Source organism: Streptomyces sp. NBC_01237 (genome assembly GCF_035917275.1).
Taxonomy (GTDB): domain Bacteria; phylum Actinomycetota; class Actinomycetes; order Streptomycetales; family Streptomycetaceae; genus Streptomyces.
In genome coordinates this window covers 8,210,285-8,231,337 of the sequence record NZ_CP108508.1, presented here as the reverse complement: position 1 = coordinate 8,231,337, position 21,053 = coordinate 8,210,285, and the positions used below count along the sequence as shown (strand labels likewise).

At 66.6% G+C, this 21,053-nt stretch carries 11 protein-coding genes and 3 pseudogenes; 8 read left to right on the top strand and 6 right to left on the bottom strand.

What is annotated here, in order from left to right:
* Together OG251_RS36345 and OG251_RS36340 are read left to right on the top strand one after the other, a co-directional pair.
* A partial coding sequence (locus tag OG251_RS36345) for a DEAD/DEAH box helicase (RefSeq protein ID WP_326681097.1) occupies positions 1-2,440 on the top strand: 2,440 nt, incomplete at its 5' end.
* Positions 2,441-2,792: 352 nt separating this feature from the next.
* Positions 2,793-3,029: pseudogene (locus tag OG251_RS36340) on the top strand (helicase associated domain-containing protein); the annotation flags it as partial.
* A 47-nt stretch (positions 3,030-3,076) separates the two neighbouring features.
* Here the strand turns inward: OG251_RS36340 and OG251_RS36335 are convergent.
* From OG251_RS36335 to OG251_RS36320, 4 genes are all read right to left on the bottom strand, one after another.
* Positions 3,077-3,661 carry a DUF6262 family protein gene (locus OG251_RS36335; RefSeq protein WP_326681096.1) on the bottom strand — a complete coding sequence of 195 codons (585 nt, stop codon included), beginning with the start codon at positions 3,659-3,661 and terminating at the stop codon, positions 3,077-3,079.
* The gene (locus tag OG251_RS36330) at positions 3,658-6,252 is read right to left on the bottom strand and encodes a tyrosine-type recombinase/integrase (protein WP_326681095.1); all 2,595 of its coding nucleotides are present in this window, start codon (positions 6,250-6,252) and stop codon (positions 3,658-3,660) included. Before OG251_RS36330 ends, OG251_RS36335 begins: the two co-directional genes overlap by 4 nt.
* Entirely contained in the window at positions 6,249-7,427 is a 1,179-nt protein-coding gene (locus tag OG251_RS36325) for a tyrosine-type recombinase/integrase (RefSeq protein ID WP_326681094.1), read from the bottom strand. The genes OG251_RS36330 and OG251_RS36325 overlap by 4 nt, the downstream gene beginning before the upstream one ends.
* Positions 7,428-7,611: 184 nt before the next feature.
* A complete protein-coding gene (locus OG251_RS36320) occupies positions 7,612-8,307 on the bottom strand; it encodes a DUF6308 family protein (RefSeq protein ID WP_326681093.1) in 696 nt (231 codons plus the stop codon).
* Positions 8,308-8,756: 449 nt separating this feature from the next.
* On the opposite strand from OG251_RS36320, the gene OG251_RS36315 reads away from it, so the two are divergent.
* The 4 genes and pseudogenes from OG251_RS36315 to OG251_RS36300 all read left to right on the top strand — a co-directional run.
* Positions 8,757-8,972, top strand: coding sequence for a KTSC domain-containing protein (locus OG251_RS36315; protein ID WP_326681092.1), 216 nt, complete (start codon positions 8,757-8,759; stop codon positions 8,970-8,972).
* A gap of 52 nt (positions 8,973-9,024) precedes the next feature.
* Complete coding sequence (locus tag OG251_RS36310) at positions 9,025-10,881, top strand: AAA family ATPase (RefSeq protein ID WP_326681091.1); 1,857 nt, start codon at positions 9,025-9,027, stop codon at positions 10,879-10,881.
* A gap of 520 nt (positions 10,882-11,401) precedes the next feature.
* On the top strand, positions 11,402-14,554 hold the full coding sequence (locus OG251_RS36305) for a hypothetical protein (RefSeq protein WP_326681090.1): 3,153 nt from the start codon (positions 11,402-11,404) through the stop codon (positions 14,552-14,554).
* Positions 14,555-14,710: 156 nt separating this feature from the next.
* Positions 14,711-15,406 (top strand): annotated as a pseudogene (locus tag OG251_RS36300) (helicase); the annotation flags it as partial.
* A gap of 8 nt (positions 15,407-15,414) precedes the next feature.
* On the opposite strand, the gene OG251_RS36295 reads toward OG251_RS36300, so the two are convergent.
* Positions 15,415-16,223, bottom strand: a protein-coding gene (locus tag OG251_RS36295; RefSeq protein WP_442818288.1) for an IS5 family transposase whose coding sequence is annotated in 2 segments (ribosomal slippage) — positions 15,415-15,888 and positions 15,891-16,223 — 807 coding nt in all. Because the reading frame shifts where the segments join, the coding sequence is not laid out codon by codon here.
* A 75-nt stretch (positions 16,224-16,298) separates the two neighbouring features.
* Between OG251_RS36295 and OG251_RS36290 the strand changes: the two are divergent.
* Together OG251_RS36290 and OG251_RS36285 are read left to right on the top strand one after the other, a co-directional pair.
* Positions 16,299-17,543 (top strand): annotated as a pseudogene (locus OG251_RS36290) (Helicase associated domain protein); the annotation flags it as partial.
* Positions 17,544-17,725: 182 nt separating this feature from the next.
* Positions 17,726-19,612 carry an ATP-dependent nuclease gene (locus OG251_RS36285; protein WP_326681089.1) on the top strand — a complete coding sequence of 629 codons (1,887 nt, stop codon included), beginning with the start codon at positions 17,726-17,728 and terminating at the stop codon, positions 19,610-19,612.
* A gap of 443 nt (positions 19,613-20,055) precedes the next feature.
* On the opposite strand, the gene OG251_RS36280 is transcribed toward OG251_RS36285, so the two are convergent.
* Positions 20,056-20,864 (bottom strand): IS5 family transposase gene (locus OG251_RS36280; protein WP_442818288.1). Its coding sequence is split into 2 segments (ribosomal slippage): positions 20,056-20,529 and positions 20,532-20,864, totalling 807 coding nucleotides; the frame shifts between segments, so codons are not numbered across the junction.
* Positions 20,865-21,053: the final 189 nt, after the last annotated feature.

Sequence of the window (21,053 nt, the reverse complement as noted above, 5' to 3'; positions counted from 1 at the left end):
GCAGACGGCCCAGGTGTGGCGCAGGATCGGCCACAACGGGCCGATGGTCGCGGTGTGTTCGCTGGAGAAGGACGACGTCCTGGAGGCGCTCGGGGTGAACACGACCACGAACCCCATCCAGTTGGCCCTGTGGGCCGGGCACGGGCCGGTCGTCGTGTTCGCCACGTACGCCTCCCTCGTGGACCGCGAAGACGTCGATGCCCCCTTGGGTCAGGAGAAGGTGCGGGGGCCGCTCGAGGCTGCCCTGGCAGGTGGGGAGCGGCTGTTCGGTCAGTCCATGAGCGGCTTCGACCTCGCCGTCATTGACGAAGCGCACTCAACGGCGGGTGATCTTGGTCGGCCGTGGGCGGCGATCCACGACAACGCCCGCATCTCGACTGACTTCCGCCTGTACCTCACCGCCACACCCCGGATCCTCGCCTCCCCGCGGCCGCAGAAGGGCAAGGACGGCAAGGAACTGGAGATCGCGAGCATGACCAGCGATCCGGCAGGAACCTACGGCGAGTGGATCTTCGAGCTGGGGCTCTCGGAGAGCGTTGAGCGGGGCGTACTGGCCGGGTTCGAGATCGACGTGATCGAGATCCGCGATCCGGAGCCGGTTCTCGGTGTGTCGGAGGAAGCGCTGCGCGGCCGGCGCCTCGCACTGCTCCAAGCCGCTCTGCTGGAGCACGCCGCCGCGCACAACCTCCGCACCGTCCTGACGTTCCACCAGCGGGTCGAGGAAGCCCGAGCCTTCGCGGAGAAACTTCCCGAAACCGCCGCCGAGCTCTACGCCACCGAAGCATCCGACCGGTTCCTCAACGACGCGGCCAAACTGCCGGCATCCTCGATCCAGGCAAAGCGCTACGAACTGGAGCCCTACCGGCACGTCCCACCCGACCGCGTCTGGTCGGACTGGCTCTGCGGCGACCACCTCGTCTCCGAGCGACGCGAAGTCCTCCGCCAGTTCGCCAACGGAATTGATCCGGAGGACCACCGGGTCCACCGGGCATTCCTCGCCTCCGTACGGATCCTCGGTGAGGGAGTCGACATCGTCGGCGAGCGAGGTGTGGAAGCCGTCTGCTTCGCCGACACCCGCGGCTCCCAGGTCGAGATCGTCCAGAACATCGGCCGTGCGCTCCGGCCCAACCCCGACGGGACCACAAAAGTCGCCCGCATCATCGTTCCGGTGTTCCTACAGCCCGGTGAGGACCCCACCGACATGGTCGCCTCCGCCTCATACGCACCCCTTGTAGCCCTCCTCCAGGGACTCCGCTCACACGATGAACGTCTGGTCGAGCAGCTGGCTTCGCGTGCCTTGACACGCAGCAGCCGGGAACGGCCCGTGCACATCCAGCGGGACGCGGACGGGCGAATCATCCACGCCGAGGGTGAGGGCGAGGTCGCCGAGCTGGAGGACGGCACGGAGGCCGTGGTCGAGTCGGCGCTGCTGCACTTCTCGACACCGCGTGACCCGGCGACCATCGCGGCGTTCCTGCGGACCCGCGTATTCCGGCCGGAGTCACTGGTGTGGCTGGACGGGCACCAGGCCCTGCGACGGTGGAGGGAAGAACACGAGATCACCGGGGTGTATGCCGTGCCGTACGACGTTGAGACCACAGTCGGGGTCACCCGGTTTCCCCTCGGGCGGTGGGTGCACCAGCAGCGGCGTGCCCAGCGGGCCGGTGAACTCGACCCCCACCGTAAGGAACTCCTCGACGAGGAGGGCATGGTCTGGGAGCCGGGCGATGAAGCGTGGGAAGCGAAGCTCGCCGCGCTGCGGTCCTTCCACCGGGCCCACGGGCACCTCGCACCCCGGCAGGACGCCGTATGGGGCGAAGCCGACGACGAGCTGGTAGCCATCGGGCAGCTCATGGCCAACCTGCGCAGGAAGGACGGCCTGGGCAAAGACCCGGAACGCTCCGAGACGAGGGCCGAGCAGCTGGCCGCCATCGATCAGGACTGGAACTGCCCGTGGCCGCTGGACTGGCAACGCCACTACCGAGTCCTCGCGGACCTCGCCGACACCGAGGCCGACGGGACCCTGCCCGACATCCAGGCCGGTGTCCTGTTCGAGGGTGACGACCTGGGGAAGTGGCTGGCGCAGCAGCGGAAGGCGCGTACCTGGGGGCAGCTGAGCGGTGAGCAGCAGGAGCGGCTGACCGGGCTCGGCGTGACACCCGCCGAGCCCGCACCCGCCCCGGTGACAGCACGCGCGGCCACGGGGGCGGGCGGGCTGTCGGCGCCGTTCCGGCGTGGGGTTGCGGCCCTCGCCCAGTACCTCCAGCGCGAAGGCCACGAACGGCCCGTCCCGAGGAAACACGAAGAACCCGTCGACATCGACGGCCAGGAGCACGTCGTGAAACTCGGAGTGTTCATCAGCAACACCAAAAGCCGCCGCGAACGCCTCACCCCCGAACAGCGCCAGGCCCTCGCCGGGCTGGGGGTGGAGTGGGCGTAACACCAGCCATGACCGGTCGCTGAACCAGCAGGACAGACGTCACGTCATGTCACACAGAGACCCCGGGCGTTGGCTCCCGGGGTCTCGTGCTGCCGGCCGCTGTGATCAGAGTGCGTCGGGGTCGGCGGCCCGGGTGCGGTCAGACCGCGCCCACCGGCCTCACTACATAAGAACTCTCGAAACTGAGACAGCGTCACCCACCATGAGACAACGCCTCATGACAGCAAAATCTCTCACCTCATGACAGTGAAACCAGACGACCGACACCGCTCTGACCAGCAACAAGAACCCACGACAACAATCCCCACCACTGACCCTCACCACCACTGACACCCACCCGAGAGATCGCACGAGCAAGGCGCAGCAGGCGTTCCAGCGCGGCCTGGCGGCCCTGACCCAGTGGGTAGAGCGGGAAGGTGCTCACCGGCCGGTACCCCGCAGTCACGCTGAGGAAATCACCGTCGACGGCGAAACCGAGCCGGTAGCCGTCAGGTTGGGCGTCTGGGTCTCGAACACCAAATCGAGGCGGGACAAGCTCACCCCCGAACAGCGGGTCGCACTGAAGGAGCTGGGCATCGACTGGATCTGACGGTCGTCAACAGGGTCCGTCCCGTTTGGCAGTGATCCGGGGCTGGGTCAGGGGCGCGGGGTTGGGATGGTGAGGTACGGAGCGAGTTGGGCTTCGAGGTCGGCGATGCGTTTGTCCATGAAGCGGTTGTTCTGGCGGGCGCTGGTCAGGCGCTCTTGAATCTGCTGGTTGTCCTGGGTGAGCTGTCGTACGTGCTGCTTCAGCGTGGTGTTCTCGGTGACGATGCGCTGGAGGGAGCCCTCGGGGAGGTCGTGTTCGAGGTCGCGGATCTTGCCGAGGAGGTCTGCGATGTGGGTGCGCTGGGTGCGGATTTCGCGCTGGGCCTGAGTGAGTGCGTCTTCGGCGTTGAGTGCACGTTCCTTCCAGGCGGGCTGGGCGCGGCTGCCGCTGCCGCTGGTGGAGACTGCGGGATGGGGTCTGCTTGCGCGGGTGGCCTGCTCGATCAGGGCTCTGGCCTGCTGGTTTTGATAGAGGAAGGTGCGTGAGACGCGGGCGGTACGGGCGAGGGCGGCGACGGTGACAGGCGTATGGTCGCGTGCTGCGGTGGTCAGGGCGGTCTGGAGGCGTTCGAGCATCACCTGGGCGGTTTGGCGGCGGGCTTGGACGGCTGCGTCGGTGCGGGGCGTGCTCATGGCTGTCCTGTGGCGTCGTCGGGGGCTTGAAGTGCTGCGAGGTCTCGGGCGCGGAAGGCGGTGCTCCAGGTGCGGTGGAAGTAGTCCTGGGGGCGCCGAAGGTCCAGGGTGAGGGCTTCGTCGAGGATGCCGAGGGCGGCCAGGGCCTGCTCGAGTCCTTTGATGGCCTTGGCGGTGGGTTCGAAGACGGTGTGGAGGTAGTCGGCGGTGGCGTCGTCGGGGGCGTTCTCGGCGATGGAGCGCCACTGTTCGGCTTTGCGTCGCCAGTAGAGGAGGTCTGCGCCGGAGAGGACGAAGTTGTCGCAGTTCTCGCAGTCGAGTTTCCAGGGGCAGGCTCCGCCGTCGACGACGGGTTGGTAGGTGCAGAAGCCTCCGTCGGCGGGGGTGCTGCGGCGGGAGAGATCCAGGGCCAGGGCGAGGGCTGTCTCGCGGTCAATGGGGGTGGTGTCGCCGGAGAGGAGTTCGCCTGGGCGGGGTGCGCCGGGCCCGGCTACCCAGACGGTGTTCAGGACGTCTTCGAGGTCGCTGTTGGTGATCTTCACGTAGTGCTCGGCCATGCGCTCGGAGAGCTGGCCGAGGTAGCGGCGGATGTGAGTGAGTGTGGCGCCGGCTCGCAGCAGGTTGGTGGCCAGGGTGTGGCGGGCCTGGTGGGCTACGTATGCGCCACCGAGGTCCAGGCCGACGATCCAGGTCTTGAAGCGCTGGTTGAAGTGGCCGTAGGAGATCGGCTGTCGGCCGTTGGGGTTACGGATGCGGGAGGGGAACAGGGCCAGGCCGGGGCGTTCAGCGGCTGTGGGGACGCGGCCGTACCGCTTTTCGAAGAGCTGGAGTGTCTTGGTTCGGCGGGCATCGAGACGCTGGTATACGGGCTCGGGGATGCGGATGCCCTCGTTGTAATTGCCGACCTTGGTCTGGTCGTGCCACAACATGGCCAGGCCGCGGTAGCGGCCGATGCAGTCCAGGCGCAGTCCGACGACCTCGCTGCAGCGGCGCCCGGTGGCGACGATGGTCTCCCAGATGTCCCGCAGGCCCCGGTCGTTGAGGTCGATTTCCTCCAGGCGGCGCAGGTTGGTCTCGTCCATCAGCGCGCGGGCGACGTCGTCGCTGAAGGGGTTGCGGGAGCGCTGCTTGAGGCCGGTACCGCCGAAGGGGATGGCGGTCAGGAAGCCGGTGTCGATGCCGAGGCGTTCGGCGTGGCCGGCGGGGATGGCGCTGTAGAGCAGCTTGCGTGCCCCGTTGAAGACGAATTGGCAGCTCAGATCGGTGACGGTGGGGGATCGTCCGTCGACCAGGACCATCCCCAGGGACGGCAGGCCGTGGCGGGCGCGGTGGCGCTGGTCGGCGACGAACCGCTCGGCGTGCTCACGGCGCAGCACGGTGGGGTCGTGGCCGGCGTCGGGGGCGTCGGCTTGGAGGAAGACGCCCAGCTCGACGGCGGCGCGGCGCATCTGCTCGAAGGGGCCGCGGGTGCGAGGGCACTGCGGGGAACGGAGCCACTCGGCGAGATGGTCCCAGAGCAGGTCGCGCAGCCACCGCTGGGAGACGGTGGTGATGTCGAAGTGGCTCTGGGCGTTCTTGAAGCGTCGTCCGAAGTGATCGGTCTCCAGGAAGCCGGCGTCCTTCGTGTCCGAGGGACTGTAGTAGACGCAGCGCAAGCCGTTGACGACTTCCCAGATGATCTTGCGAACCTCGGAATCCATCTGCTTGCGCGTCAGGCCTGCGTATCCTTCATCGTGCAGGTCCATCAGAGACGTGATGCCGCCTCGTCGGCAATGCCTGACGAGATTCCTGATGCCGTTGGTGCTCCACTCGGAGTGCTGAGCGGACTGGGCGTGGGTGTGCAGGCCCCACTGGATCTCGGCCCGCAACAGCGGGGACAGGCCATGAAGGTTGACCAGCCCTGGCTGCGTAACCGGCTCCGCAGTGGCGCACCAGGCGCGGAATGCCTTCTCGTCGCCGTACGTCCCCGGGAGCGGCTGGCCGTCCTTGAGGGGGCCGCGTGAGTTTTGCGACCGGGCCTCTCCCGGACGGTTGTCGATCTTGTACCGGTTCAGGTGCTGCAGGCACAGCCCCAGTGAGGTACAGGCCAGGAACGGACACCGTGCCGTGCACAGGCCGTAGCCGGGAAGCGGGTGCTGTGTACGGGACCAGGACTCGAACCGGGTGCGGTCCATGCCGGCGGCCTCGCCGTACTGCCACCTGGTCTGGTGCTGCAGGCACAGCCGGGTGGTGGGACTGATCGCCGGGCGGTCGGGACAGATCAGGCACCGGCCGTAGTCCACTCCCCGCGCGGCGGGCAGAGCGGTGGCCCCGTCCATGAAGGCGCGCTTGGTCTGCTCCGTCCGCTCGGCCTGGTCCCACTCCAGGTTGTGCGTGTTACACAGGTTGTGGCTGACCCGGCGGATGCGCAGGCAGCCGTCAACGGCGCACTGCCAGGCGAAGACCGGGTGCTGAGGCGGGATGAAGATCAATGTGTCGCGGAAGAGCGGGTCGAATGCGGGAGCAGCGATGAGGGCCGTGAGCAGTTCGAGCCGGTCGCGGCCGACGCGGGTGGTGTCGGTGCGGCCGGGCAGCAGCGTCAGCGGGATCACGGCTGTGTCCCCCAGACCTGCTCCAGCGCTGCGGTGAAGACCGGGTCGTGGACGTCTACGTGGCCGTAGACCTGCTCGACGGTCGCGGCCGAGGCCCAGCCGCCGGCATCCCGCGCGATCACCGCATTGCCCTGTGCGGCGTCCAGCACCGCGGTGGCGAAGCTATGCCGGAATGCGTGCGGAACCACCCGGCCGATCTCCACACGGGCCGCGGCCCGGCGCAGCATGCCGCGGGCCGCGACCGTGGTCCACGGCTGGCCCCGAGTGGGGCCGTGCAGGCTGACCAGGAGCATGCCGTGAGCGGTCTGGGCGGGGTACTGGGTGGTGATGTACTCGAAGTAGGTGTGAACCATCGCCGGACTCACCCGGCGCACCGTCCCACCGCACACAGTGCCGTCCTGCGACGTCCAGGGGGACTTGGTCTTCACCTGGGCCCGGTTGGCGTTGTCCTCACGGTGGCAGATGTGCACGTGCGGCCCGCGGCACTGACCGCACGCGGCCTGCTCGCGCAGGTGCAGGTCGACCAGACGCAGCCCGCACAGCTCACCGATGCGGAAACCGCCGTCGGCCAGCCACGTGACCACCATCCGGTCCCGCGCACACGAGACCGCCCCCAGCAGCAGATCCCGGGCGCCTTCCGGCAGCATCTTCGGGTGCCGGCGAACCCGCTCCGCCGGAGCCAGAGGATTCGCGGGCATGCTGTGCAGGACGTGCCCGAGCATCGCCCGCCGACGGTCCGCCCGCGTCGGCAAACGGGTCACGCGCAGTGCCTCCGCCAGTGCCGGGTTCACGCCGTGGGTGCCCAGGCGGAGGTAGAAGCCCTTCAGACAGGCCGCCGCGGTCTTCAGTGCGCTGTGTCCGTAGGGGCGTTTCCCCTCGCGCCACGGCAGCCCGAACGGCCCCGGGTAGTCCGCTCCCAAAGCCGCCATGTAGTGCCGCAGGTCCTCAAGCGACACCGCGCCTGTGTCCAGGCCCGCGAACCGCAGCCACCGCAGATGATCCACCAGCACATACGCGTACGTACGGTCCGTACCCGCCCGACAGGAACGCAGGAACCCGTCCGCCTCCGCCACAAGCGTGCAGTCCGTGTCCACGATCGTGTAGGACACCCGCCCGTCCCCGCGGACGATCTCCTGCACGCGTAAGTCGCCCATCACCAGCCGGCCATCCACCATGTGCCGCCCCCTCCGAACCGGGAACCGCCCCCGTGGCGGCGTCCTCCGGCCATGAGTCCACACCCCTCCCCGCCCCGGCGGACCACTCCACACGAACGTCACACACACCCAGGTGACAGTTGGTAAAGTCCGTCACCCTCACACGCCAGAACGCCCCCTCGGGTCGCGCTGACGGCAGGCATCCTCAGGGGCAGGGATGGCCCAGAGCTCGGTGGTTCATCCATACCGCCACATCGCACACCCGCAACGCGCTCACCGTTTCGGGCAGCCCTGCGGCCTGCCTCAGCTCGAGCAGCTGGCGGTGCAACGCGGCGCCGTCCTCACGCAGCGCGGCATGGAAGGCGAGCCAGAAGGACGGCGGCCGGCCGACGGCGCAGCGTACGACACGGTCATAGACCGGGAGCAACCGCGGACGCTTACGCGCCAAAATCTTCCCCGCGATGACCCAGTTGACCCCGTACTGGGCACAGAGGAGGTGCCATGCCTGGTCCGCCGGCGAGCCGTCGGCCACGACGAGCGCGTCGGCATCAGCCATGTCGATGTCCCTGGGAATGGCCTGCAACAGACCGGACAGCCTCACGCCGAGAGAGCCCTCCAGAATATCCAGCGCGACAGGCGCCGGAACGGTGACCGACAAGGTCTGCACCGCGACCAGGTCCTCCGCCGTGATCCGGTCAGCAACCTCAGGCCGATCTCCCCCACCCGCCAGATGCTCGAACCGACTCCCGGTGAACGGCATCCTGCCGGGCGGCACGCCCAGGCCGAAGTAAAGCCGCAGGTCACGAACCACGCGCTCGGAACTCAGCAGGGCACCCAACCGCCGCCCTAACGGCGACAACGCCCCATCAGAAACACCGGACACTGCGGTAGACGCGGCCATGAGAACTTTCTCCTTCATCTAGGTCTGGAGTAGTGAGCGGTGCCACAAAGCCCGCCCGAGAGTCATGCAGCGAACCGGTCGCGCCGTGAGAAACCGTGTACCGACCGGACATGATCGGATGCTCGCAGTCGCTAAGCCTGTGAAACGCCGCGTTGCGAGCCCTTCCTCGGCGTAGGCGGTGGCGCGCGGGCGAGGTGTCGCCTGGGCAGGCCGAAAGTCGGTGTGCCAGTGGCCGCTGGGGCCTGGTCGGCTCAACTCGTCACGGCGTTGGAGTTCCACAGCTTCTCGACCGTCGACGATCCGCCGCCATCGGCTCAAACCGAGGTCACCGGGCCAACGTGGTCAGGTGCAGGCGGCGCTTCACACCAACCGCGTCCTTGAGGGCAGCGCGCAGCGCTATCCTTTCTGTCAATCGTGCAACGCCCGTCACGTAGGCCGCTGGAGGCACCTTGTTGCATGAGCCGGTTCGCTCCACCAACGTCCGGTCGGTGGGCTACAGCCAGGCGGAGCGTGTGCTCGAGGTCGCTTTCCACAGCGGAGGGGTGTACCGCTACGACAACGTGCCTGCGGACGTGCACTCGGCATTGATGGCTTCCCCTAGCAAGGGGGGCTTCTTGGCTCGGTTCATCAAGGGTCACTATCCGTACCGCCCGATCTTGAGCTGACGTCCAGACAGTTCATCCGAAACCGTTCCATCGTTGTTGAGTTGAGGCGTGCGTGCAGATCTGCTCCGTTTCCGTTGAGGGCTTCCGCTGCCTTGCAGATATCGCCGATGTTCCAGTCCTGCCACAGACAGTTCTGACTGGCCAGAACGAGGGCGGGAAGAGCGCTCTGCTGGACGCGCTGAACTTCTTGCTCCACGGAACCGCGCTGAGCGAGCGCGATCTCACCTACGTCGGCGACGGGGGCCGACAGGAACCCGTGGCCGACGGGGACACGGTCGCACCGCACGCACGGGTGCCTCAGAGTGCCGTGACGGGCGAGTTCACCCTCAGTGCCGACGAGCAGCAGCACTTCGCCCTGCCCGAGCGGGTGCAGATCCGCCGTCGCTTCCGCCCGGAGGCGGGAACGTTCCTGGAGATCCGCCGCCGCGTCTGCCAGAACCCAGAGCTGCGCGACTTGGGATCGGTGAAGCTGGCGGGCCTCAAGGAACTCGCGGCCACGCACGGGGTCGAGCCCGTCGGGCAGGCGAACGCGAGGAACAGCTGGGAGCAGCCCTTGCGGGAACTGGCCCAGCAGATGGAGCAGGTCGACGCATGGGTGGCGGCGGACTCCGAGGTGGCCGCCGCCATGCCGTCAATGGTGTACTTCAAGGGCGACTCGGTCCAGGCACCTGAGGCCGTGGTCCAGAGTCTGCTCAATTCCCGGCTGCGCGAGTACACGCGGGCTGATGAGGTGGTCAAGCGTGTGGCAGATCTTGAAGATTACCTTGCCGATTCGCTGACACCGGACATCGACAGCATCCGGGGTCATATCGCGCGGCGGTGCGCCCTGCCATCGGTGGAACTGGACCCTCAGGTGCAGGTGCGTCCGGCGCTGGTCGGGGTCGAGTTGAACATTGTGGACTCGCAGGGCCGCCGGTTCCCGCTCTCGTCGGCCGGGACCGGTCGCTCACGCCGGATCTCGCTGGCCCTGTGGGAGAGCAGCAACGACCTGGGGCAACACGACGCCACGCAGGCGTCCGAGTCGGATGTCGTGTTCGTCTACGACGAGCCCGACACCCACCTCGACTACTCCCATCAGCGGCGTATCATGGCGCTGATCCAGTTGCAGTCGTCACGGCCCAACGCGCGCGTCATCGTGGCGACGCACTCGCTCAACTTGATCGACGGGGTCGACATCTCCTCTGTGGTGCACTTGCGTACTCATGAGGGCCGCGTTCGGGCGGAGGTTCTGAGCGAGGACAGCGCGGACAAGGATGTGCGTCGGCATCTGTCGACGATCGCGACAACGCTGGGGTTCCGCAACAGCGTCCTATTGCACGAGCGGTTCTTCGTCGCTGTGGAGGGCGTATCCGAGACATCCGCGTTCCCCATCCTCTTCCGCAAGCACGCCGGCTTGCCGATCCAGTCCGCCGGGATTTGCCTGTGGGCCGGCGGCAGCAACGAGGGCGCGCTGCGATTCGCCCGGTTCCTCAAGGAACACGGCCGCGATGTCGCCTTCGTCGTCGACAAGGACAGCCGCACCAACCAGAAGCGCGCCTTCCGAGACGACAAGCTCAAGGAGCACGGCTTCGACCTCAAGGAGGAGTGCCTCTACCTCGGCTCCCCCAACGAGCTCGAAGACCTTTTCACCGACGACGACTGGGCTGAGACAGCCAACACGCTGTGGAGGCCGAACCCTGAACGCGGCCCCTGGCAGCCTCAGGAGATCGAAGAGCTACGGGCCGGCAAGTTCAGCTCGCAGTTGCTGGACCTGCTCAAGAGCGGTTCCCCTGATGGACCGAAAAACAAGGAAGACCTCATGGTCGGCATCGCCGCCCACCTCGCAAAGGACCGCATCCCCGCCGCCCTGTCCACGGTCTTCGATGCTCTTGTCAGTCGCGCGCAGGACGCGGGGCCGCATCTTTGGTAGCCGCCCCGGCCTGACGTGCCGCGCGCCGCGCCTTCATACGCATCAGCCGCTGCTGCGGCGTCGGCGCTTCCCACGTATGCAGACCGGCCGAAGCCACCCACTGAGACCCGTGGTGACCTGGATCGTCGCCACACCAGCGGCAGCCGTCAGGGGACGGCAGGTCTTTGCGATGCACGCGTATCACCCGACCACCACCCATGGAGCACCGCCTGTGTCCGTCGGAATACCTTCGATATGAACACGTTCCCCGGAAGGCCATGCTCAAAGAGTGCCACCTGCCACTGACAACCGGACGGGTGTACTCAACTTCTGGATGGCGGCTGAGGGTGTCACACGCATCTCGGCCCTGCGCCTAGCAGACCTTGCGTCCCCGATCGGCGGCCTCCGCCCGCCATCCCCGGGCACACCCAACTCCGGACGGCGATCTGATCGCTAAACAGTGCCGCAGGTCTATGGCGGTCCGTCCCGATACCATCCGTCTCTACTGCACACAAGCACCGCGGGTCGCAGGGAGAGCTGGATGGCTGCTGAATCACCCTTGGAAGAAATCCGTATCGGTGCGCTCGTCAGTCGGCGAAGTCAGCTGCCCCTCAGTCCACCCCTCTCGGCTCCCGAGACGTTGCCCTTCGGCAAGCTGTCCCCACCGGTGTTCGAGCGCTTGGTCGGCGAGGTCATGTGGCTTATCGACGGGATGAACGACATCCGTGGCTACGGCCGCTCCGGGCAGGACCAAGGTGGACTCGACCTCATCGGCAGGCGCAATGGACAGACACACGTCTACCAAGTGCGCAGGATCGTTTCCCTGCCGGCGCCCGCACTCCGTACAGCAGTCACCGACTTCACTGGTCCGCCCCGCACTACGACGCCTGCTGAGGGATGGTCCGAGCGACGGTTCGACGCCGTGCGTTTCGTCCTGGCAACGGGGTGCGTCGTCGACGACACTGCCGTGGAAGACGAGCTCGTCGCCCTGCAGGAGAAGTACCAGGGCGACATAGACATCGGCTTGTACGACGCAGGCGCCCTCTCGCGGTTCCTGCGGGAACGCCCGTACCTTGTCGCTGGCGTCTTCGGCCAAGAATGGGCCAAGGCATTCTGCGGGGTGGAGGCCCCTCCGGTTTCGAGCCTGCCGCATGGCTACGCGCTGCTGAACGACCCGCTCGAGCACCTAGGCCTGGCCGACGCCCTGCACCGCGCGCAACACCTCGCAGAGACGGAGCCGGGGCCGGCTGCCGAGCTCTTCGGCGATCTGGCGTTTGAACTCGAAGATGCCTCGTTTACCGGGCATGCCGACCAGCTCCGCACTCGGCAGCGCGACCTGCTGGCGTCCGCGGGACAGGCCGACGCGGCCTTCACCGTCGCGGCCACGTTGATGCTCGACCGGTACGAGACCGGCGATCGAATCTTCGTGGATCAGCGCCTGGAGCGGCTGGCTTCCGACGCCGGCGGCATGGCATCCCACATCTACGACGTCTTGAAGGCGCTGGCGGACTGGTTCGAGTACGGATACGACCTCGCGCCGGTCACGACCGCGCTTGTGACTGTGGTGCAGGCGAGCGATCCCCTGGCAGCCCGCCTGGTGCTGGCGGTAATCGAGCAGATCGTTGCCGATGAACACCCCGACGATCATCCGGCAGGGCTGGCTGATCTGGCTTCCGAGATCGTCACCTCACAGAGTGGACTCTTGCGAATTCGGTTGGAGTGCTGTCTGGCGGACCTGGCCATACGAGCCGGACAGAGCTCGGAAGAGGCCTACGCCGACCTTGACCGGCGCGCTCTAGGCGGCCGCATACCGGAACGGTTCGCGGTTCTGGTGCACATGCGCCGCGGACGCGCGCTGGCCCTTGCAGACCTCGGAAGCGAAGCCATCGAGGTCTACCGGCGCGCTGTACTGGCCGCTACCCGAGAGGGCCTGGGAAGCGACGCCCGGCATGCCCTACGGTCCATTTCCTTTCTGTCCGACCAGTACAACGGCGGATTCAAGGAATCGTCCCAGGCCATGCTCTCGGCCCGCACGGTCGGCGCCAAAGGCGCACGGCTCATCGACCTCTCCTTCAACCCGGCCGTCAGCGCGCTGGAAGCCCTGGTCGACAACAGACTGCCGGACGCCTCACGAGCCTCGCACCAGTGGCTGTGGCAGGACCGGATCTCCGGTGCGCTGACCGATGAGAACCTCGCCCATCAGCGCTACGGCGAAGTCTTCAACCGCGCCGGAGAAACAAAGCACGCCGTGCGTCAACTCGTTCTTGCTGGCCGCAGGAAGGACGCACGCTCCGCTGCCGCATCGCTTCTCGAGTACCTCGATGTACGCGACCTCCTGGAGGTGCGTGCGCGGTGGGTATGCAGCGCGGCCGCAGCGGTGATCGGCCAGCAGGCGGATCTCATTCCTGATGACGCCGTCGCAGGCATCGCCGCCCGCCTGACGGAGATCGTCATCACAAGCGCGCAGACGGGGTCGACAAGCATCCACCCGGTCCAGGAGGCTCTGGGAGCGCTCGCAGCGCTCGATGAGCGCCTACCGGCGGCGTCAGCGCAACCGGTGCTGCCCTTGTTGCTCGAGTGGATCCCCAGAGAGCCGAGCGTCTCCCGGCTCCTTGATGAGCAGATGGTGGCTTATCTGGGTGCCTGTACCAAGGCCAAACTGCCGGTAGCCGACCAGGCCGCACAAGCCCTGCTGGATGCATGGAAATTCGACGTAAGAGGTGCTGAAGGCCTACTCGTCGGCCTCCGCGCCCGCCTGCCCTCGGCCGTGTCAGTGGTACGTGAACGAGCGCAGCAAGGACACACCGGGGCAACGGCCCTCCTGGCCGACTGGCAGATGGACGACCCGTCTGTCGCCAAGACCGCGCGGCACCTGGCCGAGACCGTGCTGGCCGAACCGGTGGGAACCGTCCGCCCCTTCTATGCCATGGGAACCGCCACGCGGCAGTGCGCGACGTACCTCACAGTGTGCTCCGACGATCAGAGCGGCATGGATATAGGCGAACCGATCGCACTCTTGCGTGCACGCGTCACACCGCACCTGCTGTTGTGGGCCGAAGACCGCAACGACGCCGCCGACCGACGCTCCGAAGCCGTTCGCGCACTGTCCATCCTCGCTAAAACCCTGCCGACACCCGTGCGAAACGACACGTTCAAACGGCTCATGGACCTGTACCAAGATCTCACAGAGCACCCGGCCAACGCCCTCGACCGACACACCCAGCACCCCCTGAGCCGCTACAAGATCAACGCTGAGGGAGACTGGCGTCTGCCCGCAGAAATCCTGCACGCCACCGCCGTGCTCGCCACCACCGCCGAACAAGCCATCCGCGTCGAACAGCGCCTACTCCCCCACCTGACCCATCCGGAACAGAACCCAGGCCACGGCCGGCTCCAGGCGCAGACCGTGCTCGCACTCAACCGCCTGATTCCCGCGCCGATGCCTCTGACGGCCACCCACCCCTCACCATTCATGCGGCAGACCGCCGTAATCTGCTGGGGCCGCGCCGATCACCGGGATCCGTCCCTGGCACGCCTCTTCGCCGAGGACTCCAACACCGGCGTCCGCCACAACCTGGCCCACACCCTCGCCGAACTTCCCCCGGACGAACGCCTCAAATACCAAGCCATCACCGAGCGGCTCCGCACCGACAACAGCGCACGCGTCCGCCGAGCCACCGCGCTGATTCAGTAAACACGACGCTCAACGCCACAAAGCTGCGCCCAAACACCAACGACGTACACGTCATCGCCCCCGTGACTGTCACCTCAGACCATGCGTCGCGAACATGTCCGCGACGCATCAGACCAGCTCAAGAACATCCCGATCATCTTCAAGATCGGTAAAACGGACGAGGCCCACCGGACGTCGGGCTCGATGGGTAAGGCGTGGGCCGACGTCCACAGCCAGGGCGTCATCCCCTCGCACCGCCGGCTGTATCTGACGGCCACGCCGCGGATCTGGGAGGAGCGGCTGAACCGCGAGGTCGCGGAGGGGGTGCGTGACCCCCTGCCGCATGAGATGGCGGCCTCCATGGACGACCAGAGGGTCTTCGGACCGGTCCTCTACAAGCTCTCGTTGGCGTCGGCCGTGTCGCGCAAGCTGCTGGCGCGGTACCAGATCATCGTCCTGGAGCTCCAGGACCCGGTCGTCACCCCGGAACGGCTGATGGGCGAGGAGCGGCACAGCGAGAAGGTCCGTGGGGAGCGCCTCGGGGCGCTCCAGGCCGCGCTGCTGCACACGATGGCGCAGCACGACCTGTCGACGTGCATCACCTTCCACCACCGGACGATAGAGGCTCAGGCGTACGCGGAGGGCCTGGAGCGCGTGGCGGCGAAGCTGCACGCCGACCAGCCCGATAAGTACCCCGCCCGGATCTGGGCGGACTGGCTGTGCGGTGAGCACGTGCCCGAGCGCCGGCGGGGAGTCCTGGGCGGCTTCGGGTCCACCGCACAGCGGGCGGTGCTCTCGAACTGCCGCGTCTTGGGCGAGGGCGTGGACATCCGGGCGGTGGACTCGGTGGCTCTCCTGGACCCCAAGAGCTCGTAACACGATCATGAGTGGGTCTTCTTGAGGCGTCTGAAGCAGATCAGGCTGCAGGCGAGGGAGACGAAGGCGTCGTGGAGTTCGGTGCGGCGTTCCCAGCGGACTGCGAGGCGCTTGAAGTGGTGGAGCAGGGCGAAGGTCTGCTCCACGACGTAGCGGAGCTTGCCGATGCCTTTGATGTTCGGTGATCCCTTGCGGGAGATGACGGGCAGGATTCGCCGGCGACGGAGCTCGTCACGGTTGGGGTTTGAGTCGTATCCCTTGTCGCCGAGCAGAGCCTCGGGCCGTCTGCGGGGCCGGCCGGGGCGTCCTGCGACGGGTGGGATGCCGTCGACCAGGGCGAGGGTCTGGGTGACGTCGTTGACGTTGGCCGCGGTCGTGATCACCTTCAGCGGAGTGCCACGTCCGTCGCAGATCAGGTGGTGTTTGCTGCCCGTCTTCCGCCGGTCGACCGGCGACGGACCGGTGTCGGCGCCCCCCTTTTCGCGCGGATGTGAGAACCATCCACGCATGCCCGCGACCAGTCGAGCTCGCCGGCCGCGTTCAGCTCAGCGAGCAGGACCCGGTGCAGCCGGTCGAAGACCCCTGCTTTCTGCCATCGCTCCAGGCGGCGCCAGCACGTCTGCCCCGAGCCGAACCCCAGCTCCATCGGCAGGAGTTGCCAGGCTATGTCGTTGTAGAGGACGAACAGGACGCCCTGCAGGCAGAGCCGGTCCGACACCGGCCTCGGTCCCGGCGACCGTTCCGGCCACGGAGGCAGCAACGGCTCGATCAACGCCCACAACCCATCGTCCACGATCCACGGTCGAGTACCCACACCTCACGAACGGCCGAATCATCACACCGGTCACGGCCTACCAGGGCATCTCAACAAGATCGTGTTACGAGCTCCAAGGGTGCGCCGCACGACATCGTCCAGGCGATTGGCCGGGCGCTCCGTCAGAAGCCCGGACAGGGGAAAGTCGCGTCTCTGATCGTGCCGGTATTTCTCCAGCCTGGAGAAAGGCCGGAAGACATGTTCACCTCCGGATCGTATAAGCCCTTGGTGAAGGTATTGGAGGGTCTGCGGGCTCACGATGAAGAGGCAATCGAATTGCTCGCGATTCCGCAGGAGCCTCAGAAGGACATGGTGCAGCCGTCGGAGTACATCGGTCCGCCGCCCGAGGAAGGCGAGGACGAATCCCGTCTGCTGATCCGCTTTGCCGCTCCCCGTGACCCGGTGATGGTCGCGGACTGGATTTCCTTCAACGTGATCGACACGGAGCGCCAGGACTGGGGGCGCGGCTGGGCGGCGCTCAAGAAGTTCGCGGAGCGTGAGGGTCACGCCCGGGTTCCGTACGGGCACAAGGAGGGCGCGTACCCGCTGGGGCAGTGGGTCGCGGAGCAGCGACGGGCGTACGGGGCGGGGCAGATGACCGGCCTCCGCGCCCAGCGGCTGGAGAAGCTGGGCATGGTCTGGAATCCGGCCGATGAGCGGTTCCAGGAGAACCTGGAGGCCGCCAAGGCGTACTACGAGCAGCACTGGACGCTGTGCGCTCCCCGGTCCGCGACGATACTGGACCGGCCGGTGGGGCAGTGGCTGTCCAACCTCCGCCGCCCCGGTGCCCTGGAGGGCCACCCCGAGTGGAAAACGGCGCTGGAGGCCGTGGATGAGCACTGGAACCCGGCGTGGCCGGCGGAGTGGCAGCGGCATTACGCCGCGCTGCGGGAGCTGCTGACGGACGAAGAGGACCACTCCGACGTCCTGCCCGGCTTCACCGTCCACGGCATGGACGCGGGCAAGTGGCTGGCGAAGCAGCGTCAGCACACCGTCTGGGCAGGGCTGATGGACGGGCAGCGCGAGCTCCTGGAGGCGGTCGGCGTCGTGCCGCTGCCCCCGGAGCAGACCGAGCCCGCCAAGGCCCCCAAGAAGGCTGTGAGCGCCTTCGAGAAGGGCGTGGCGGCCCTCGCGCAGTACAAGGCCCGCGAGGGCTCTGTGACCGTCCCCAGGGCCCATGAGGAGCGGATCGTGGTTGACGGCCAGGAGCACCTCGTCAAGCTTGGAGTCTGGATCATGAATCAGAAGGGGCGGCGGGCGAAGCTCACCGCCGACAAACTCTCCACGCTCGCCAACCTCGGGCTGAACTGGGCGGCATAGCAGGAGATGAGCGGTGATCCGCAGCGCCTGGGTTGGAGGAGCAGTGCTGCGTTGCATGGGACGGGCGTAGCGGGTGTGGTCTTCGCTCTAGGATGGCGCGAGGGGCGCCGGGCGGCAGACTGCGGTTATTTGCTGACGGGCCACCTGTGGTGGCGTGTACGTCAGGAAAGTGAGCAGGCGCGTTGTATCTAAACAGCTTCTCCGTTAGCGGGTTCCGCTCGCTGACTGATGTCCGTGAGATCCCGGTCCGCAAACCGACGATCTTGGCTGGTCACAATGACGGCGGCAAAAGCGCTGTGCTCGACTCGCTGCACTTTCTCACCGGATCGCGGAAGCTCAAGGAGGACGACCGTACGTTCGTGGCGCGGCCCGGCAGTGGACAGGAGTTGACGGCTGGCTCTCGTCCTCAACGGTGCGAAGAGACACTGGTGGTCGGGGAGTTCCAGCTCGACGAGTGGGAACAGGCGGAGCTTGAGTTGCCCGCATTGGTGCAGATTCGCCGTCGGGCTGGTCAAGATTGTGTAGGGCACCTTGAGTACTGGGGCTCGTTGCCTGATGACGAACGCCTGCGTGATGTGTCATCGCTTCTGGTCACGCCCCTGAAGGCATTGGTCAAGGAGTACGGGCTCGAGCCGGCGAGCAGCAAGAAGGAAGACTTGCAGAAGGCACTGCGCTCCTTCGCGCGTAAGCACTCCAGTGGCGAGACGTGGCTCCCCGCGCCCTCGTTGCTGGATAAGCGGATGCCACGGCTGTTGCCCTTTGACGGCAAGGTTGCTCACCCTGATGCGGAGATCAAAAGTGCCCTGAGCGGCCGCTTCAAGCAGTACATGGAGGATCCGCAACTCAGAGGCAAGCTGAGTGAGCTGGAAGACGAGGTCAAAGATCGTCTTCGGACCGAAGCCAAGTCTCTGTGTGATCATATCCAGCTGCGCTGCCCGGACCTGACTGACGTATACGTGGATCCGGACGTCTCTTTTGAGCACGGTTTTCGCGGCGCTCCGCTGCGGGTGGCCCGTGCTGCCGGGGAGTCCGTCGCGCTGGAGGGCTCCGGGCTCGGCCGCAGCAGACGAGTCGCCTTGGCTGTGTGGGAGTGGACCAGCGAGCTGCTGGCCGAGGAGGAAGAGGACAAGTCCGGGGCCCCGACCGAGGAAGAGGACGCAAAGCCCCCCGCGGTGCAGACGATCGTCATCTACGACGAGCCTGACACCCACCTGGACTATCACCACCAGCGACGGGTCATGCAGCTCATCCAGGACCAGAGCGCGCTGTCACATGTCGCTGTCATCGTCGCCACCCACTCGTTGAACCTCATCGACGGAGTCGAGATCTCCGACGTCGTCCACCTCAAGCTGGAGAACCACCGCACCGTTATTGAACGGATCGGGGCCGGGGCGGTCGGCGACGAGCTCGAGCAGCACCTCTGGAAGATTGCCGCCGGGCTCGGCTTGCGGAACTCCGTGCTGCTACATGAACGCTGCTTTCTCGCCGTAGAGGGCGACACCGAGCAGCGCGCCTTCCCGTTGTTGTTCAAGCTCTGCGAGGAGATGTCTCTCCAGGCAGCCGGCATCGCCCTGTGGGCATGCTTCAACAATGAGGGAGCGCTACATCTGGCACGCTACCTTGCCGAACACGAGCGGTCCTTCATGCTGGTGGTCGATGCTGACAGCCGCAATCTGCCCAAGAGTATTTTCAAGCCCGCTAAGCTCACCCAGTTTTTCGGTCCGCGCGCGGCTGACTACGTCAAGTTCATCGGAGAGCCCGACCCGAGCCTCCCTGGCGGGGAGAAGTTCAACGAGCTCGAGGAGGCTTTCACCGACGAGGTCTGGGCTCGTGTCGCCAACAAGGTCTGGCCCAGGACCGAGGGATTCTGGGCGCCCGAGGACTTCTTGCAGTTGCGTGGGGGCAAGTTCAGTGACGCGGTCAAGCAGATGTTGCGGGAACAGAGCGAAAGCGGCCCTGGTGGCAAGCCCGACATGATGTATCAGCTCGCCTCGGCGCTTGAGGGCTCTCAGGACGTCCCGGAGCAGCTGCGTCTCGTCTTCAGACAGCTCAGGAAGCTAGCGGCATAACCGCAAAACGTAAAAGCTGGTTACGAGACGCACGACGCCGTCGGGCCAGCATCCTCTCCTTGCGCTGCTCCAGTGTGGGCGGCTCCCACTTGTGCCAGCCCACCGGCGGTTTGTACCGCTGCATGTGCTCACGCTCGTCCACCCCGCACCAGCGACACCCACTCGGCAAAGGAACATGCAGGTCAGAACCACTGTCCGCTGCGGACATCAAAGCCTCCCTCCACTGCCACAGATTCTTCCCCATCCCACTGACATCAGCCTTCCGAAGACTGAGACAAATGGGCACATATATTGTGCTTGCGCGCACCAGAAAAGGCTGGGCTCCGCTTCGAGGCAGGACGACCCCCGATAAACCGAACCCTGCATCCGACTCTCTGACGCGGGTTGAGTGCGCTTCCGAGCGGCCAGAGCAGGCTGGCGAACCCGTAGAGCTCGTAACACGATCATGAGTGGGTCTTCTTGAGGCGTCTGAAGCAGATCAGGCTGCAGGCGAGGGAGACGAAGGCGTCGTGGAGTTCGGTGCGGCGTTCCCAGCGGACTGCGAGGCGCTTGAAGTGGTGGAGCAGGGCGAAGGTCTGCTCCACGACGTAGCGGAGCTTGCCGATGCCTTTGATGTTCGGTGATCCCTTGCGGGAGATGACGGGCAGGATTCGCCGGCGACGGAGCTCGTCACGGTTGGGGTTTGAGTCGTATCCCTTGTCGCCGAGCAGAGCCTCGGGCCGTCTGCGGGGCCGGCCGGGGCGTCCTGCGACGGGTGGGATGCCGTCGACCAGGGCGAGGGTCTGGGTGACGTCGTTGACGTTGGCCGCGGTCGTGATCACCTTCAGCGGAGTGCCACGTCCGTCGCAGATCAGGTGGTGTTTGCTGCCCGTCTTCCGCCGGTCGACCGGCGACGGACCGGTGTCGGCGCCCCCCTTTTCGCGCGGATGTGAGAACCATCCACGCATGCCCGCGACCAGTCGAGCTCGCCGGCCGCGTTCAGCTCAGCGAGCAGGACCCGGTGCAGCCGGTCGAAGACCCCTGCTTTCTGCCATCGCTCCAGGCGGCGCCAGCACGTCTGCCCCGAGCCGAACCCCAGCTCCATCGGCAGGAGTTGCCAGGCTATGTCGTTGTAGAGGACGAACAGGACGCCCTGCAGGCAGAGCCGGTCCGACACCGGCCTCGGTCCCGGCGACCGTTCCGGCCACGGAGGCAGCAACGGCTCGATCAACGCCCACAACCCATCGTCCACGATCCACGGTCGAGTACCCACACCTCACGAACGGCCGAATCATCACACCGGTCACGGCCTACCAGGGCATCTCAACAAGATCGTGTTACGAGCTCTAAGGGCGACATCCTGGAAAGAGCCCCTATCTCGCTCAGTGAGCGCGTCGTAGAACTCATTCATCCGGGCCGCCACATCACGGTTCTGCCATACCCGGTGGTTCTGCCATGCTCG